A 15782-nucleotide genomic window follows, 5' to 3' on the forward strand; every position below is an offset into this window, starting at 1 on the left:
GCTTCACGGCGAGGACGCGCGCGCGTCCGGCGGCTGCACGGCGACCGCGCGCAGGCGTGAGCCGCTCGCGATGCCCTGCGCCTTCGCCGACAGCACCAGGTCGCCAGGGCTCAGCCCGTCGAGCACCTCGGCGAAGCCGCCGCCACGAAGCCCCAGCCGCACCGGCTGGCGCCGCGCGTGACGGCCATCGACCTTCAGCACCCACGCCGAGGCGAGGTCCGCGTCGCGCAGCGCATCGGACGGAACCAGCACCGCCTGCTGCCGCTGCGCGACCTGGATGTCGACCGACACGGTCATGTCCTGGCGCAGGTAGGCCGGCGGCTGCGGGACGTCGAGCTTCACCTCGACCGAGCCGCGCTGCACGTCCACGCCTGGATTGATGTAGACCAGTTCGGCGAGCATTCGCTGGCCCGCGTAGGCGTCGGCCGAGGCAATGGCCTTCTGGCCCGGCGCGAGCATCTGGAGGTTCTTCTCGTCGATCTGCACCACCAGCTGCGTCTTGCCGGCCGGCGACAGCACCATCAGCGCCTTGCCCGGCTGCACCACGTCGCCGGGTTCCACCGCGCGGTCGATCAGCGTTCCCTCCACCGGTGCGGCGACCGTGGCGTAGACCAGGCGGGAGCGGGCCACGGCCGCGCCCGCCACCGCCTGCGCCAGCGCGGTCTCGGCCATCGCGTGGTCGCTGCCGCCCTCGCGCGCGCTTTGGAGCTGGCTGCGGCTCGCACGCAGCTGCGATTCGGCGAGATCCGCCGCCTTGCGCAGCTCGTCCAGCGCGGCCTGTCCCACGAAGCCCTGGCGGAACAGGTCCGTGTTGCGGCGCAGCTGAGCGCGCGCGTTTTCCAGGTTGACCTCGGCCTGCCGCACGGTCTGCGCCGCCACAGGCGCCTGCACCTCGCGCAACTGCCGCAGCCGCGCCCTCGCCTGGGACACGGCTGCCTCGGCCTGCGCGAGCGCGGCCGACCACTCCGCGCTGTCGAGCTCGATCAGCACCTGCCCCGCGCGCACATGCTGGCCCTCCGCCACAGGCACGGCCCTCACGACACCCGTGACCTGTACGCCGATGTTCACGCGATGCGGCGCCTCCACATGCCCGCTCGCGACCACCGACTGCACGAAGTCTCGCCGCACCACCAACGTCGCCTCCACGCGCGGCCCGAGCAGGAACCGAGGCGCCAGCCACGCAACGGCCGCGATCACGCCCAGCGCGACGAGGGCGATCGCGATGCGGGGCCTGACGGCCGTCCACAGCCGAGCAGTCCATGCGCGGCGTGGCGATTCAGGCGACGGCTGCGGCATCGTCTTGCGCCGGCACGCTGCCGGACTCCTTCATCGGCCGTGCCGCATGCACCACGAGCCGCACCGGGATCGTTGTGGCGGCCCGCACGGCGTTTCCGAGACCACGGCGCCGCCCGTTCGTGCCGATCACGATGATTCCCGCCTTCCAGGCCCCGGCCTGCTCGACGACGAGGTCCGCGATACGGTCCGCCCCCGCCGTGAAGAGCAGGGTCTGCGCGGCGATACCGGCGGCCTCGGCACGTGCGCGGCCCAGTTGCAGCACCTGCATGCCGGCCTGCTCCATCCACGGGATCAGGTCTGCGCCCGCGGGCTTGCGGCGGCCGACGCATCTCGCGGTGTCCACGACGTGCACGAGCCGCAATGCGCAGCCATCGCGCACCGCGAGACGGATGGCTTCGTCCAGTCCGCGCAGCGAAGCGGTGCTGCTGTCCAGCGGGACGAGGATACGGGCGGGCATGGCAGCTTCCGGTCGTGCGGCGGTGTGGCTCGGGTGGGGTCGGCTCGGCTGCAGTCTCCGTGCGCCGACGCCGGGCGGCTTGACGCACATCAAGCCGCCGGCAGCGCCATGGCGATGTTGATGTGGCGCAAGCCCGGGCCCGGCGCGCGACGGAAGAATCTGGCTGCCCGTCGCGCCGGGGCCGGCGGCAGGTGCCTGTTGCAGGCGGCCCCGAGGACCCGAGGAGAAACCCATGTCCGTCTACAAGCACGTGCTGGTTCCGGTGGATGGCAGCCCCACGGCCGACTGCGGCCTGCAGGAAGCCATCCGCCTGGCAGCCGAACTCGGGAGCAGGCTGCGCCTGCTCCACGTGATCGACGACTTTCCCATGCTGATCGAGATGTCGAGCGTCTCCAGTTTCGAGGCGGGCCTGCAGAAGGCGCGCGAATACGGCGAATCCGTCCTCGGGCGTGCCCAGGCCAGGGCGACCGCTGCCGGCGTGGAGGCCGAGACCGTGCTGCGCGAGATCACGCAGGGCCGCATCGCCGAGGTCGTGACCGAAGAGGCCGCCAAGGCGGCCTGCGACCTGATCGTCATGGGAACCCACGGCCGCCGCGGCTTCAGCCGGCTGGCACTCGGCAGCGACGCCGACCGCGTGGCGCGAAGCAGCCCGGTGCCGGTGCTGCTGGTGCGCGCCGCGGCGACGCCGGGCTGAATGCACAGGCCGCCCCACACCACCCTTGAACCAACGGAAGACGCATGAACTCCCACACACTTCGCAACCTGATGGCGTGCGCGACCCTCGCCGCCGGCGCCTGCGCATTCGCTGCCGACTACGCCGCACCCGGCCAGCTCAGCCCGCCCGAGAGCGCAACGCAACGAGCGGCGCAAGAGGCGGGCAAGGCGACGCGCGCAGCGGCAGGCCGGGCCGCACGCGATGCGGAAAAGGCGGCCCGCAAGGCAGCGGATGCCGCCAAGGCCGCCGCCGACATGGGCAAGGCCACCACCGGCAAGGTATCGAGGGCTTTGGCCGAGGGCATCCGCCAGGCTGCGCGCAAGGCGGCCCAGGCAGCGACACGCCTGGAGGAAAAGACCGCCCTGTCGGCCGCCAAGGCCATCGACGAAGGCAGGGACGCCGCGCAGGCCGCCCAGGAAGAAAGCCGCAAGGCAGCGCTGGCGTCGAAGGAGGCCCTTGCCCGGGCGGAGGAATCGGTGAGCCGGTCCGCGCAGGCCGGCAAGGAAGAGGCCGAGAAGGCGGCGCAAGCCACACGCGAAGCGCTCGACAAGGCGGAGGAAGCGATGCGCTCGGCCGCCAGGGCCGCCGCCGACGCCTCTGCGCGCACCGTCGAGGCCCTGAAGCGCAAGCCCCCTGCCGCGGGCACCGAAGGAAAGTGACGCCGGCGCCGGTCGCCGCAGAGGAAGACCCATGAATCGCGACATCCAACTCAGGCACGACGTCTTCGCCCAGCTCAACTGGGATCCGGCCGTCAACGGCTGCGACGTCGACGTGTGCGTCAAGGACGGCGTCGTGACCCTTCGCGGCCAGGTGGCCGACGAGGCGCACCGCGCCGCCGTCGAGCGGGCGGCACGCCGCACCGAGGGACTGACGACGCTGCTGAACAGGCTCGTCGTGCTGCCGCCGCGGTAGGCAGCGCAACCCTCCGGCTGTGAGCGCGAGCCCGCCCGACCGCGACGCGGCAGCGGCGCGCGCCCTGGTCAGGTTTTCAATGCGCCATCAGCAGGGGGATGCCGGTTCGCGTCAGCACGTCGCGGGTCACACCGCCCAGCCACTGCTCCTGCATGCGGGCGTGGCCATAGCCTCCCATCACGAGCAGGTCGGTGCCGAGCACCTCGGCGCGGTCCAGCAGTGCGTCGCCGATGCGCAGCGGTGTCGCGAGGCTTTCGGCGCTGGCCTGCACACCGTGGCGCAGCAGCCAGCCGCTCAGTGCCGCCGGGTGCGGCGCATCCGGCGCATGCGCCGGGGCCTCGGCCGAGTCCCCGCGTCGCAGGGTCAGCACCGTGACGTGCGCGGCGCGGCGCAGCAGCGGCATGGCCCCGCGCATCGCCATCGATGCCTCGCGGCCTCCGTCCCAGGCCACCAGGATCCTGTCGAAACCCGAAGAACGGCGGCGTCCTGCGCACGGAACGATGAGCACGGGCCGCCCTGCATCCAGCATGACCTGCTCGGGCAGTCGGCGCGCGGCGTCGCTCACCGCCGCTGACATGTCGGCCTGGCCGACGACGATCAGGTCGCTGGCCCGTCCATGGTGGACCACGGCACTCACCGGATCGCCGTCCACCAGCCTTGCGTCGCACGAGAACGTCGCCGGCCTAGTCCGGCTGCGGAACACATGGGCGACGGTTTCGGCACGTCGGCGCAAGTACAGGGAGGCCTCGACGATCGCTTCGTCCAGCCGACCTCCGCCACGGACGGGCGTGCCGGCGCCGGCGCCGGCTGTTGTCCAAGTGGGCACGATGCCCATGAGATGGCTCCCGTGCAGCCTCGCAAGCTGCACCGCCAGGCGCGTGCGTGCCTCGCAGCACTCGGTGTGGTCCAGGTGCACGGAGATGGTCGACAGCGTCATGCGTGCCGCCTTGCCGCAGGTGCGCTGCGGCCTGCCGCGGCGCGGCGCGCGGCAGGCGTCGTGGCCAGAGCGTCGTGCAGGGTGTGCAGTGCCTGGTTCACCACGGCCTTTCGCGAGGGCGGTGCCTGTACCGGCGCGGGTTCGGCGGGCCGCGGCACGTGCGCGGCTTCGCCCGATTCCGAATGGCCGAATACCTGCATCGGCGCCATGGCCAGCGCGTACCAGTCCTCGGCGCGGATGACCGCATCGGTCTCGGCGCGGGTCAGCGCGATGCAGTCCTGCAGCAGCCGCGAGCCGATCGTCTCGAACATCGATATCGCGTGCAGACAGATGCCGTACTGGGCCTTGCACAGCGCCAGCGGAAAGGTGAAGTCGGTGCTCATCGCGTGTCCTCCAGCCCGAAGGGCTTCGCCCGGATGCTGACGCGGCGACGCCCTGCCCGGTTTGCGCGGGATCAAGACAACACAAATCCGCGGCTGCTGTATCGGTTGTTACCGGTTTGACGGACATCAACCCGATGCGCACCCATGTGCCCATACTGGAGCGTCGATCCATTCCGCAGGAAATCGACATGCCTTCTCCCCGCGAAACGGCGGTCCCGGACGACTTCACGCTGCTCGACGCCTGGTGGCGCGCCGCCAACTACCTGTCGGTGGGCCAGATCTACCTGATGGACAACCCGCTGCTGCGCGAGCCGCTCGCGCTGCGCCACATCAAGCCGCGCCTGCTGGGCCATTGGGGCACGACGCCGGGCCTCAATTTCGTCTATGCCCACATGAACCGCGCCATCAACGCCCGGGACCTCGACGCGATCTTCATCGCGGGCCCCGGCCACGGCGGCCCGGGCGTGGTCGCCAACACATGGCTCGAAGGCAGCTACAGCGAGGTCTATCCGGAGGTCGGACGGGACGCCGCAGGCCTGCAGCGGCTGTTCACGCAGTTCTCGTTTCCCGGCGGCATTCCAAGCCACGCGGCGCCCGAGACGCCGGGCTCCATCCACGAGGGCGGCGAGCTTGGCTATTCGCTGCTGCACGCGTACGGCGCCGTGTTCGACAACCCGTCTCTGCTCGCCTGCTGCGTGGTGGGCGACGGCGAAGCCGAGACCGGCGCGCTGGCGGCGAGCTGGCACTCCAACAAGTTCCTGAACCCCGAGCGCGACGGCGCGGTGCTGCCGGTGCTGCACCTCAACGGCTACAAGATCGCCGGCCCGACCGTGCTGGCGCGCATCGGCGAGGAGGAGCTCACGCAGCTGCTGCGCGGCTACGGCCACGAACCGTACTTCGTGGTGGGCGACGAGCCCGCCGACATGCACAGGCAGATGGCGGCGGCGCTGGACACTGCGCTGGACGGCATCCGCGCCATCCAGGCCAATGCCCGCACGAACGGCTTCCACGTGCGCCCACGGTGGCCGATGATCGTGCTGCGCTCCCCCAAGGGCTGGACCGGCCCGCGCCACGTCGACGGCGTGCAGATCGAGGGCACGTTCCGTGCGCACCAGGTTCCGCTCGCCGACTTCTCGGCCAAGCCGCAGCACATCGAACTGCTGGAGCGGTGGCTGCTGAGCTATCGCCCGCAGGAGCTGTTCGACGCCGACGGCGCCCTGCGCCCCGAGATCGCCTCGATCGCACCCCGGGGCGATCGCCGCATGAGTGCCAATCCGCACGCCAATGGCGGGCTGCTGCTGAAGGACCTGGCGCTGCCGCCCTTTCGCGCGCACGCGGTTCCCGTGGCGGCGCCGGGAGGCTGCGACGCCGAAGCCACGCGCGTCGCGGGCACCTTCCTGCGCGAGGTCATGCGCGCCAACGAGCAGGCGTGCAACTTCCGCGTGATGGGACCGGACGAGACCGCCTCGAACCGGCTCTCGGCCCTGTTCGAGGTGACCGGGCGGACCACGACCGCGCAGGTGTGGCCGGGCGACGAGAACCTCTCGCCCGACGGCCGCGTGATGGAGGTACTGAGCGAACACCTTTGCCAGGGTTGGCTGGAGGGCTACCTGCTGACCGGGCGGCACGGCTTCTTTTCGTGCTACGAGGCCTTCATCCACATCGTCGACTCGATGTTCAACCAGCACGCCAAGTGGCTCAAGGTGACGCGCGGCATCGGCTGGCGCCGGCCGATCGCCTCGCTGAACTACCTGCTCACGAGCCACGTCTGGCGCCAGGACCACAACGGCTTCAGCCACCAGGACCCGGGCTTCCTCGACCATGTCGCAAGCAAGAAGGCGGAAGTCGTGCGCTTGTACCTGCCGCCCGACGCCAACACGCTGCTGTCGGTGGTCGACCATTGCCTGCGCAGCCGCGACTACGTCAACGTCATCGTGGCCGGCAAGCAGCCCGCGCCCCAGTGGCTGGACATCGAGTCGGCGGCCCGCCACTGCGCCGCGGGCCTGGGCATCTGGGAATGGGCGAGCAACGACGAAGGCGGCGCTCCCGACGTGGTGATGGCCTGCGCCGGCGACGTGCCCACGCTGGAGACGCTGGCGGCCGTCGACCTGCTGCGCGGGAAGCTGCCGTCGCTGAAGGTGCGCGTGGTCAACGTGGTCGACCTGATGGCGCTGCAGTCGCCGGACGCGCACCCGCACGGGCTGCCCGATGCGGATTTCGATGCGATCTTCACCACCGGCCGGCCGGTGATCTTCGCGTTCCACGGGTACCCGGCGCTGATCCACCGGCTGATCTACAAGCGGCGCAACCATCCCGGCTTCCACGTGCACGGCTACTGCGAGGAAGGCACCACCACCACGCCCTTCGACATGACGGTGCTCAACCGGCTGGACCGCTTCCACCTCGCAGCCGACGCGATCGCCCGCGTACCGGGCCTGTGCGACAGCGCCGGCCACGTGCAGCAGCACCTGCGCGACCGGCTGCTGGCGCACAGGGCCTACATCACACGCCACGGCAAGGACATGCCGGAGGTCGAGGACTGGCGCTGGCGCGGCCAGCCCCCGCGCGGCGAGGGTTGACGGCGCTGGCGGCGCGGCACCGGGCTACCGCGGGGGGTACCCTGGTGCAGGTGCTTTGGCGCTGCCTGCGTGCTACGCTCAGCGCAGGCCGGACCACCCATGCAGTCCGCGCCCCATCTTGTTGCCAGCGCATGAAAACCACGCCCCACATCGTTGTTCTGGACGACGAAATCGACATCACGCAGTTGCTGGCCAACTATCTCCAGGGCCACGGCTTCCGCGTCACCCAGGTGCATGAGGGCCGCGCCCTCATGGCGCTGATGGAGTCCGACCCCGCAGATCTCGTGCTGCTCGACCTGGGCCTGCCCGGCGAGGACGGCTTCTCCATCGCGCGGCGCATGCGCGAGAGCTGGCATTGCGGCCTCGTGATCGTGACGGGCCGCGGCGATGCGGTGGACAAGGTCGTGGGCCTCGAGGTGGGCGCGGACGACTACGTGACCAAGCCCTTCGACCTGCGCGAGCTGGCGGCCCGCGTGAAGGCGGTGCTGCGGCGGCTCGCGCCGGCCATGCCCACTGCACCGGCTGCAGCGTCCGCCTCCCCCGACAAACTGTGCTTCGCCGGCTGGCAGCTCGACACCGCCGCGCGCAGCCTGACGAATCCGCGCGGCGAGCCGGTGACCTTGACCGGCGGCGAGTTCGACCTGCTGCAGGCCTTTGCGCGCCATCCGGGCCGCGTGCTGTCGCGCGACTTCCTGCTCGAACAGACGCGCGGGCGCGAGGCCGCGCCCTTCGACCGCACGATCGACGTGCAGGTGGGCCGGCTGCGCAAGAAGATCGAGGCCGACGCCGAGGATCCGCAGCTCATCAAGTCGGTGCGGGGGGCGGGCTACATCCTGGTCCCGCCGGTCTCCCATGGCTGACACGGCCGGCGAGGCGCGCCAACCCTCCGCCGGCAGCGGCCAGATCCTGCCGTCCGGCATCGACGAAGGCAGCGTCTTCCGCTCGCTCTTCTCCGCCTATCCCGACTCGCTGCTCGTGGTGGACCAGTCCGGCGGCATCGTGCTCGCCAACCCCTCGGCGGCCGCGCTGCTGGGCTATGCACCGGACGAGCTCCTCGGCCTCAACGTCGACGCGCTGGTGCCCGACAGCATCCGCCCGCGCCACGCCTCCTACCGCGAGGCCTACGGCCGGGCCCCGCGCCCGCGTCCCATGGGCACGCACATGGAGCTCGTGGCCAAGCGCAAGGACGGCAGCGAGGTGATGGTGGAGATCGCGCTGAGCCCGCTGCAGAACCATGGCCTGCCATTCGTCGTCGCGGCCATCCGCGACATCGGCGCCTACCCGCGCGTGAAGCAGGCGCTGCAACGCGCGCGCTACAGCGAGCACCTGGCCCAGCTGGGCCGCCTCGCAGTCGACACGCGCGACCTGCAGGCGGTGCTCGAGCACGTGCCGGAGATCATCGCCAAGGCCCTGGAGGTGGAGGTCGCGATGGTGTGGCTGCTCGACGCGGGCCGCTCCGAGTTCCGCGTGGCCAGCGGGGTCGGGCTGGTCGCCGGCGAGGAGATCGGCGCGCGCCTGGCGAACCGTCCGGACACGCCGCCGGGCTTCGTTCTCTCGCAGAACCGGCCGGTGGTGGTGCAGGACTACCGCAAGGAGACGCGGTTCCGCGTGCCGGGGGCCTACCTCGATGCCGGGCTGGTGAGCGCACTTGCGGTGCCGCTGTCCGACCGGGGCCGCGTCACCGGGATGCTCTCGGTGCGCTCCAGGGAGTCCAAGCGCTTCGGCGACGAGGAGGTGCGCTTCCTCGAATCGCTGTCGAGCCTGCTCGCGACCAGCCTGCAGCGCATGCAGACGGAGGAGGCGCTCAACCATGCCCAGCGGCTGGAGAGCGTCGGCCAGCTCACCGGCGGCATCGCGCACGACTTCAACAACCTGCTCACCGTGATCCAGGGCAACCTCCAGGTCCTCGAGGAGCTGCCCGCCCTCGCGCACGACGGCTACGCCCAGCAACTGCTGGGCGCCGCCACCCGCGCTTCGCGGCGCGGTGCGGAGCTCACGGGCAAGCTGCTGGCGTTCTCGCGCCGGCAGGTGCTGCAGCCGGTGGCGGTGGACACGCACGCGCTGCTGCATTCGCTGGCCGACATGCTGCGCCGTACGCTGGACCAGCGCATCCGCATCGAGATCGCCACGGCGCCCGGCCGACCGCTGGTAGTGGCCGACCCGGGCCAGCTGGAATCCGCACTGCTCAACATCGCGATCAACGCGCGCGACGCCATGCCCGACGGCGGCACGCTCCATTTCCGCACTGCCATCTGCGGCGCGCTGCCGACGGTCCTTCGCAACGAGCGCAACGAACCGCAGGCGGGCACCGCCGCGCACTTCGTCGCGATCTCCATCGCGGACAGCGGCAGCGGCATGTCCGACGAAGTCAAGGAACGGGCCTTCGAGCCCTTCTTCACCACCAAGGAGGCGGGTCGCGGCACGGGGCTGGGGCTGAGCACGGTGTACGGCTTCGTCAACCAGTCGCGCGGCGCCGTCGCGATCGACAGCGAGATCGGTCGGGGCACCACGGTGACGCTCTACCTCCCGCAGCAGCAGGAGACCTGCGCGCCCGCCGCGATGGAAGAGCATGGTGGCGACGCGCTCGCGCCCGGCCTGCGGGTGATGCTGGTCGAGGACGACGCGGAAGTCCGCAAGGTGGTGGAGAACTTCCTGCACACGCTGGGCTGCGAGATCGTCATCGCGGCCCCCACCGCCGAACAGGCGCTGGCTGCACTGGATGCGGGCGCCGGCGACTTCGACCTGCTGCTCAGCGACATCGCGCTAGGCGCCGGCATGCGCGGCACGCGGCTGGCCGCCGAGGTGCAGCAGCGCCTCCCGGGGGTCGCGGTGCTGCTGATGTCGGGTTTCTCGTCGGAACTGCTCGATGCCGACCGCGAGGTGCCGCAGAGCTGGGAACTGCTTCGCAAGCCCTACACGCGATCGGAACTGGCGCAGGCCATGGCGAGGGTCCTGGCCGGCCGGGACTGAGCGCCGCCGCAGCCTGCGCTACTGCGGCTACTGCGGCTACTGCGGCTACTGCAGCATCGCGGGCGCAGGCGCCAGGCAGCGCTGCACGAATGCGGAGAGGGCGCCCACATCGGGAATCTGTACATCGCGGCGCCCCTTGGTCGCGAACCCGATGACGTTGTCGCGCGCCAGGCGCGACAGCGCGCGGCTGACGCTCTCGAGGGTCATGCCCAGGTAGTTGCCGATCTCGGCGCGCGTCATGCGCAGCGTGATCTCGTCGGCGCGCATGCCGCGCTCCGCGAGCGACTCGGCCCAGTAGCGCAGGAAATCAGCGACCCGGGCATCGGCCGGAAGGGTGCACACGGACATCAGCGAATCCCGGTCGTGCGAGATTTCTCGGCTCATCGCGGCGTGCAGTACCTGCAGCAGCTCGGGACGGGTGATGCAGGCTGCCAGCAGCGCTTCGTACGAAACCACCCAGACCTCTCCGGTATCCATGGACACCGCGTCGCACGAATAGCGCCCGCCGGCGATGCCGTCGAAGCCGAGCCAGTCGCCGCGGAACTTCAGGCCCACCACCTGCTCGCGCCCGTCGGCCGACAGGTTCACGATCTTGAAGAAGCCCGAGTTGAGGATGTAGAGATTGCCGAAGCGCTCGCCGGCCTGGTAGATCGTGTCGCCCATGTGGACCACGCGGCGCTGCGGCCTGAGCTGCTCGCCGAGCAGCCGGAGCGTCTCGGCGGTGCTGCGGTTCCCGCAATCGTGGCCGGCGGCAGCGGGCATCCCCGGACATGGGGAAGAAGGAGCAATCTTCGAGGCGGTGGCGGTGTCGAGCATCTTCGTTCCTTGGTGGTTCTTGCGTGTCGATGGAGGAATGCTAGGAAGCCCTCGGCAACGCAATGACAACGGTCGGAATCGCTGCGTAACGCTCGGTGAATGCAATGTGTCCGGCGTGTATCAAGGGCCCGCGGCGTGCTGCAGTTCACACGCTGGCGTGCCATGGCTTGCGCTGCATCAAACAGGGGACCACCCGCCCCCCTACCCTCGGCAGGTCGCACATTGACACGCCCTATGCCGCCTACCCATACCGTCCGCAGTCCCGAGGCCGACCTCAAGCTCTCCCCGCTCAACGCGGCGAGCCTGCTGGCCCGCGCGCGCATCCTTCAGCAGGCCTGCGTCGACGGCACCACGCGCCCGCTGCTACGCGGCAAGAACCTGGGGCTGGTCTACGAGGCGCAGCCCGCCGAATCGCTGGCCTTCTTCCGCCGCGCCGCCGAGGAGCTCGGCGCCCACGTGGCGGTGATGCGCTCGAGCCTGTCGGCGGCGAGCACGCCGCAGGAGGTGCAGCACACGGCCCGCATGCTCGGGCGCCTCTACGACGCCATCGAATGCCAGGGGCTCGACCCCGCGCTCGTGCGGTGCATCGGGCAGCACGCCGGCATTCCGGTCTTCGAGGGTGCCGCGATGAAGACCCACCCGGCCAGCCAGCTCGCGGAACTGCTCTCGGACGCGACCGTGCCGGCCGACAACCGCCGCTTCATCCTCCAGGCGATGCTGCTCGAAGCGATCGGATGAGGTGCACGGCCTGGTGCGCCCGCGCTTGATCCAGCGCAAGACGCCTTTCCCGCGCCCTTCCTACAGTGGATTCCACGGCCGCCAGGGCTGCGCCAGGACGACCGGCTCCATCCATCCAACGCAAGGAATCCCACCATGAAGACCGATACCCAATTGCGCAACGACATCCAGGCCGAGCTGAACTGGGCTCCCGAGGTCAAATCCTCCGACATCGGCGTGATCGTCAAGGACGGCGTGGTCACGCTCACCGGCCATCTCTCCAGCTATGCCGAGAAATACGCGGTCGAGCGCGCCGTGCAGCGCGTCTACGGCGTGAAGGCGCTGGCGGTCGAACTGACGGTGAAGCTGCCCTTCGACAACCAGCGCACGGACGCGGACATCGCGCTGGCGGCCGAACGCGCGCTCGAATGGAACGCGCTCGTGCCCGACGGAAAGATCCACCCGATGGTCGAGAAGGGCTGGCTCAGCCTGACCGGCGAGGTCGAGTGGGACTACCAGCGCAGCGCCGCCGAAGTGGCCGTGCGCGACCTGATGGGCGTGACCGGCGTGTCGAACCTCGTGAAGGTCAAGCCCAGGGTGAGCCCCGCCGACGTCGAGAAGAAGATCCACGACGCGCTCTCGCGCCAGGCCGACCGCGAGGCCCGCAAGCTTTCCATTGCGGTGGACGGCTCCCACGTCACGCTGCGCGGCACCGTCCATTCGTGGTCGGAACGCGACGCCGTGCAAGGCGCTGCCTGGTCCACGCCGGGCGTCACGGTCGTGGTGAACGACCTGCTCGTGGACGCCTGAGATGCGCGTCGCGCTCGTCACCGGCGGGACCTCGGGCATCGGGGCGGCCACGGCCGAGGCCCTGCAGGCGGCGGGCTACCGCGTGGCGGTGAACTTCGCCAACCGCACGCAGGCCGCGCAGGCCTTCGCCGCGCGCACCGGCATCCCGGCCTTCGCATGGAACGTGGCGGACCACGCGGCCTGCCAGGCCGGCGTCGCGCGCGTCGAGGCCGAGCTCGGTCCCATCGACGTGCTGGTCAACAACGCCGGCATCACGCGCGACACGATGCTGCACAGGATGAACCTCGAGCAGTGGCGCGAGGTGCTGGAGGTCAATCTCGGCGGTTGCTTCAACATGTGCCACGCCGTCATCGGCGGCATGCGCGAACGCCGCTTCGGCCGGATCGTGAACATGGGCTCGGTCAACGGACTGTCCGGGCAGGCGGGCCAGGTGAACTACGCGGCCACGAAGGCCGGGCTCGTCGGCCTCACCAAGTCGCTCGCGCTGGAAGGCGCCTCGCGCAACATCACCGCGAACGTGGTCGCGCCGGGCTACACCGACACCCCCATGGTGGGGGCGGTCGCACCCGAGGTGATGGCGAGGATCCTGTCGGACATTCCGGCCGGCCGCCTCGCCACGCCCGCCGAGATCGCGCGCGGCGTCGTGTTTCTCGTCGCCGACGAGTGCGCGTTCATCAACGGCATCACCCTGTCGATCAACGGCGGCAAGTACATGGCCTAGGCGGCGGCCCGGAACTTCGCCCATCACGAGCGCGAGCCCTCCATGCGCAACACCTCCGAGACGCGCGACATCGAGCCGGCCTGTGCAGTCGCGCCGACCATGCGGGCCATGGTGCTGAACGCGGCGCTGCTGCCGCTGCAGCTCGAGCGGCGCAACATCCCGCAGCCCGGCCCGGGCGAGCTGCGCCTGCGCGTGCTGGCATGCGCAGTCTGCCGCACCGACCTGCACGTGGTCGATGGCGAGCTGCCGCTGCCGGTGCTGCCCATCGTGCCGGGGCACGAGATCGTCGGCATCGTGGAGGCCATGGGTGCGGGCGTGCAGGGCCATCGCATCGGCGACCGCGTGGGCGTGCCATGGCTGGGCCACAGCTGCGGCTGCTGCGCCTTCTGCGCGGACGGCCGCGAGAACCTTTGCGACACGCCACGCTTCACGGGCTATCACCGCGACGGCGGCTTCGCGAGCCATGTGATCGCCGAGGCGGCGTTCTGCCTGCCGCTTGCCATGCCCGAAACCGACGCCGCGCGCATCGCCCCGCTGCTGTGCGCGGGCCTGATCGGCTGGCGCAGCCTCAAGGCCGCGGGCGACGGCGCACAGCGGCTGGGCATCTTCGGATTCGGTGCCGCAGCGCACCTGGTGACGCAGGCGGCGGTTGCGCAGGGGCGCGAGGTCTGCGCGTTCACCCGAGCCGGGGACACGGCGACACAGGCCTTCGCGCGCAGCCTGGGGGCCGCCTGGGCCGGCGGCTCGAACGAGCGCCCGCCCGAGCTCCTGGATGCCGCCATCATCTTCGCGCCCGCCGGCGAGCTGGTGCCCGCGGCGCTGCGCGTCGTGCACAAGGGTGGCCGGGTGGTGTGCGGGGGCATCCACATGAGCGACATTCCCGCCTTCCCGTACCGACTGCTGTGGGAGGAACGCAGCGTGGTCTCGGTGGCCAACCTCACGCGCGCGGATGCGCGGGAATTCCTCGACTTCGTGCAGACGCATCCGCTGCAGGTCCACGTCAGAACCTATCCGCTCGCGCAGGCCAACGAAGCGCTGGCCGATCTGCGCGCCGGCCGCATCGAGGGCGCCGCGGTGCTGGTGCCCTGATGCGCCGCCGCCGTGATCCTCGGCTCAGAGTTCCAGCGATTCGCGGTATTCGGGCACGGTGCACGGCCAGCCGTGGCGCTCCTCGATGGCCAGCCGCAGCGCGTCCGCGGCCACCGGTTCTCCATGGGTGACGAACACGCGCCGCGGCGCCTGCTGGGCGTCGAGCCACGCGAGCAACTCCTCCCGGTCGGCATGGGCCGACAGCGTTTCCAGGTTCGCGACCTCCGCGCGCACCGGCACGTAGGCGCCGTGGATCTTGACCGCCTCGGCGCCCGCCAGCATGGCGGCGCCGCGCGTGCCTGCCGCCTGGAAACCCGCGAACAGGATGGTGTTGCGGGCGTCGGGCGCGTAGGCCTTCAGGTGGTGGAGCACCCGCCCGCCGGTGGCCATGCCGCTGGCGGAGACGATGATCGACGGAAAGGCCAGGGTGTTCAGCCGTATCGATTCCTCGACCGTGTTGACGACGATGGTCTTCCCCAGCATCGTCGCGCACTGCTGCGCGCTCAGCCGATGCTCGTCGCAGTGCTTCCTGTAGATGCGCGTGGCGTCGGTCGCCATCGGGCTGTTCAGGTACACCGGCATGTCCGGGATGCGGTGCGCGTCCTTGAGCAGGTGGATGCAGTGCAGCAGCGTCTGTGCCCGTCCGACGGCGAAGGCCGGGATCAGCACGATGCCGCCGCGCGCGGCGGTGCGGTTGATCACGCCTGCGAGCTCGGTGAGCGTGTCGGCCGCAGGATGCCTGCGGTCGCCGTAGGTGGATTCCACCACCACGTACTCCGCGGGGCGGGCTACTTCGGGCGGGCGCATCAGCAGGTCCTGGCTGCGCCCCAGATCGCCTGAGAAGAGGATGCTCGCGCCGCCCCAGCCGACGCGCAGGCTTCCCGCGCCGAGGATGTGGCCGCCCCTGGCCAGCTGCCAGGACCAGCCGGGCCACGGGGAACACTCCTGGCCGAAGTCCACGGCCTCGAAGCGCCCGAGCGCCGCGCGCGCCTCCTGCTCGGTGTACAGCGGCAGCGCGGGCTTGTGCTTCGAGTGGCCGTGCCGGTTGGCATAGTCGGCATCCTCCTCCTGCAGACGGCCCGAATCAGGCAGCAGCAGTTCGCACAGTTCCAGTGTGGCCTTGGTGCAGTACACGGTCCCCTTGAAGCCGAGCCGGACCAGCCGCGGCACGAAGCCGCTGTGGTCGATGTGGGCGTGCGTGAGCAGTACGGCATCGATGCTCGCGGGATCGACCGGCAGCACGTCCCAGTTGCGCAGGCGCAGCTGCTTGAGCCCCTGGAAGAGCCCGCAATCGACCAGCAGCCGCCGGCCGCCATGGCTCAGCAGGTACTTCGAGCCGGTGACGGTGCCCGTGCCACCGAGGAAGTCGATGCGCATGAA

16 protein-coding genes are annotated in these 15782 nt (G+C 70.7%); 10 read left to right on the forward strand and 6 right to left on the reverse strand.

Annotated elements, in window-relative coordinates; all coding sequences use genetic code 11:
* Positions 1-3: 3 nt before the first annotated feature.
* Positions 4-1296: an efflux RND transporter periplasmic adaptor subunit gene (locus tag G369_RS0127930; protein ID WP_019657367.1), complete on the reverse strand. Its 1293-nt coding sequence runs from the start codon at positions 1294-1296 to the stop codon at positions 4-6.
* Positions 1277-1753, reverse strand: a complete 477-nt coding sequence (locus tag G369_RS36455; protein ID WP_019657368.1) for a universal stress protein — start codon at positions 1751-1753, stop codon at positions 1277-1279. Before G369_RS36455 ends, G369_RS0127930 begins: the two co-directional genes overlap by 20 nt.
* A 232-nt stretch (positions 1754-1985) precedes the next feature.
* Between G369_RS36455 and G369_RS0127940 the strand changes: the two genes are divergently transcribed.
* The 3 genes from G369_RS0127940 to G369_RS0127950 are packed head-to-tail and all read left to right on the forward strand — an operon-like array spanning position 1986 to position 3380.
* Positions 1986-2447 carry a universal stress protein gene (locus G369_RS0127940; RefSeq protein ID WP_019657369.1) on the forward strand — a complete coding sequence of 154 codons (462 nt, stop codon included), beginning with the start codon at positions 1986-1988 and terminating at the stop codon, positions 2445-2447.
* A 44-nt stretch (positions 2448-2491) separates the two neighbouring features.
* Complete coding sequence (locus G369_RS0127945; protein ID WP_020723316.1) at positions 2492-3127, forward strand: hypothetical protein; 636 nt, start codon at positions 2492-2494, stop codon at positions 3125-3127.
* A gap of 31 nt (positions 3128-3158) precedes the next feature.
* Complete coding sequence (locus G369_RS0127950; RefSeq protein ID WP_019657371.1) at positions 3159-3380, forward strand: BON domain-containing protein; 222 nt, start codon at positions 3159-3161, stop codon at positions 3378-3380.
* A gap of 76 nt (positions 3381-3456) precedes the next feature.
* Here G369_RS0127950 and G369_RS0127955 read toward each other — a convergent pair whose 3' ends face one another.
* Positions 3457-4317, reverse strand: coding sequence for a universal stress protein (locus tag G369_RS0127955; RefSeq protein WP_019657372.1), 861 nt, complete (start codon positions 4315-4317; stop codon positions 3457-3459).
* Complete coding sequence (locus G369_RS0127960) at positions 4314-4700, reverse strand: hypothetical protein (protein WP_019657373.1); 387 nt, start codon at positions 4698-4700, stop codon at positions 4314-4316. The genes G369_RS0127955 and G369_RS0127960 overlap by 4 nt, the downstream gene beginning before the upstream one ends.
* 188 nt (positions 4701-4888) lie before the next feature.
* Here G369_RS0127960 and G369_RS0127965 point away from each other — a divergent pair, with 188 nt between their 5' ends.
* From G369_RS0127965 to G369_RS0127975, 3 genes are all read left to right on the forward strand, one after another.
* Positions 4889-7279, forward strand: coding sequence for a phosphoketolase family protein (locus G369_RS0127965; RefSeq protein ID WP_020723317.1), 2391 nt, complete (start codon positions 4889-4891; stop codon positions 7277-7279).
* A 131-nt stretch (positions 7280-7410) separates the two neighbouring features.
* Complete coding sequence (locus tag G369_RS0127970) at positions 7411-8139, forward strand: winged helix-turn-helix domain-containing protein (RefSeq protein WP_019657375.1); 729 nt, start codon at positions 7411-7413, stop codon at positions 8137-8139.
* A complete protein-coding gene (locus G369_RS0127975; RefSeq protein ID WP_019657376.1) occupies positions 8132-10249 on the forward strand; it encodes a PAS domain S-box protein in 2118 nt (705 codons plus the stop codon). The genes G369_RS0127970 and G369_RS0127975 overlap by 8 nt, the downstream gene beginning before the upstream one ends.
* Before the next feature lie 45 nt (positions 10250-10294).
* On the opposite strand, the gene G369_RS0127980 is transcribed toward G369_RS0127975, so the two are convergent.
* Entirely contained in the window at positions 10295-11065 is a 771-nt protein-coding gene (locus G369_RS0127980; protein WP_038116025.1) for a Crp/Fnr family transcriptional regulator, read from the reverse strand.
* 234 nt (positions 11066-11299) lie between these two features.
* Here G369_RS0127980 and G369_RS0127985 point away from each other — a divergent pair, with 234 nt between their 5' ends.
* From G369_RS0127985 to G369_RS0128000, 4 genes are all read left to right on the forward strand, one after another.
* Positions 11300-11803, forward strand: a complete 504-nt coding sequence (locus G369_RS0127985; RefSeq protein WP_019657378.1) for a Rossmann-fold NAD(P)-binding domain-containing protein — start codon at positions 11300-11302, stop codon at positions 11801-11803.
* A 135-nt stretch (positions 11804-11938) separates the two neighbouring features.
* Complete coding sequence (locus G369_RS0127990) at positions 11939-12592, forward strand: BON domain-containing protein (protein ID WP_019657379.1); 654 nt, start codon at positions 11939-11941, stop codon at positions 12590-12592.
* A gap of 1 nt (position 12593) precedes the next feature.
* Positions 12594-13313: an acetoacetyl-CoA reductase gene (phbB, locus tag G369_RS0127995; protein ID WP_019657380.1), complete on the forward strand. Its 720-nt coding sequence runs from the start codon at positions 12594-12596 to the stop codon at positions 13311-13313.
* A 99-nt stretch (positions 13314-13412) separates the two neighbouring features.
* Complete coding sequence (locus G369_RS0128000) at positions 13413-14402, forward strand: zinc-dependent alcohol dehydrogenase family protein (RefSeq protein WP_026346698.1); 990 nt, start codon at positions 13413-13415, stop codon at positions 14400-14402.
* Positions 14403-14426: 24 nt separating this feature from the next.
* On the opposite strand, the gene G369_RS0128005 is transcribed toward G369_RS0128000, so the two are convergent.
* The gene (locus tag G369_RS0128005) at positions 14427-15779 is read right to left on the reverse strand and encodes an MBL fold metallo-hydrolase RNA specificity domain-containing protein (RefSeq protein ID WP_019657382.1); all 1353 of its coding nucleotides are present in this window, start codon (positions 15777-15779) and stop codon (positions 14427-14429) included.
* Between the last annotated feature and the right edge of the window lie 3 nt (positions 15780-15782).

Origin of the sequence: Variovorax atrisoli 110B, assembly GCF_000382045.1 — a bacterium.
Lineage (GTDB): Bacteria > Pseudomonadota > Gammaproteobacteria > Burkholderiales > Burkholderiaceae_C > Variovorax > Variovorax atrisoli.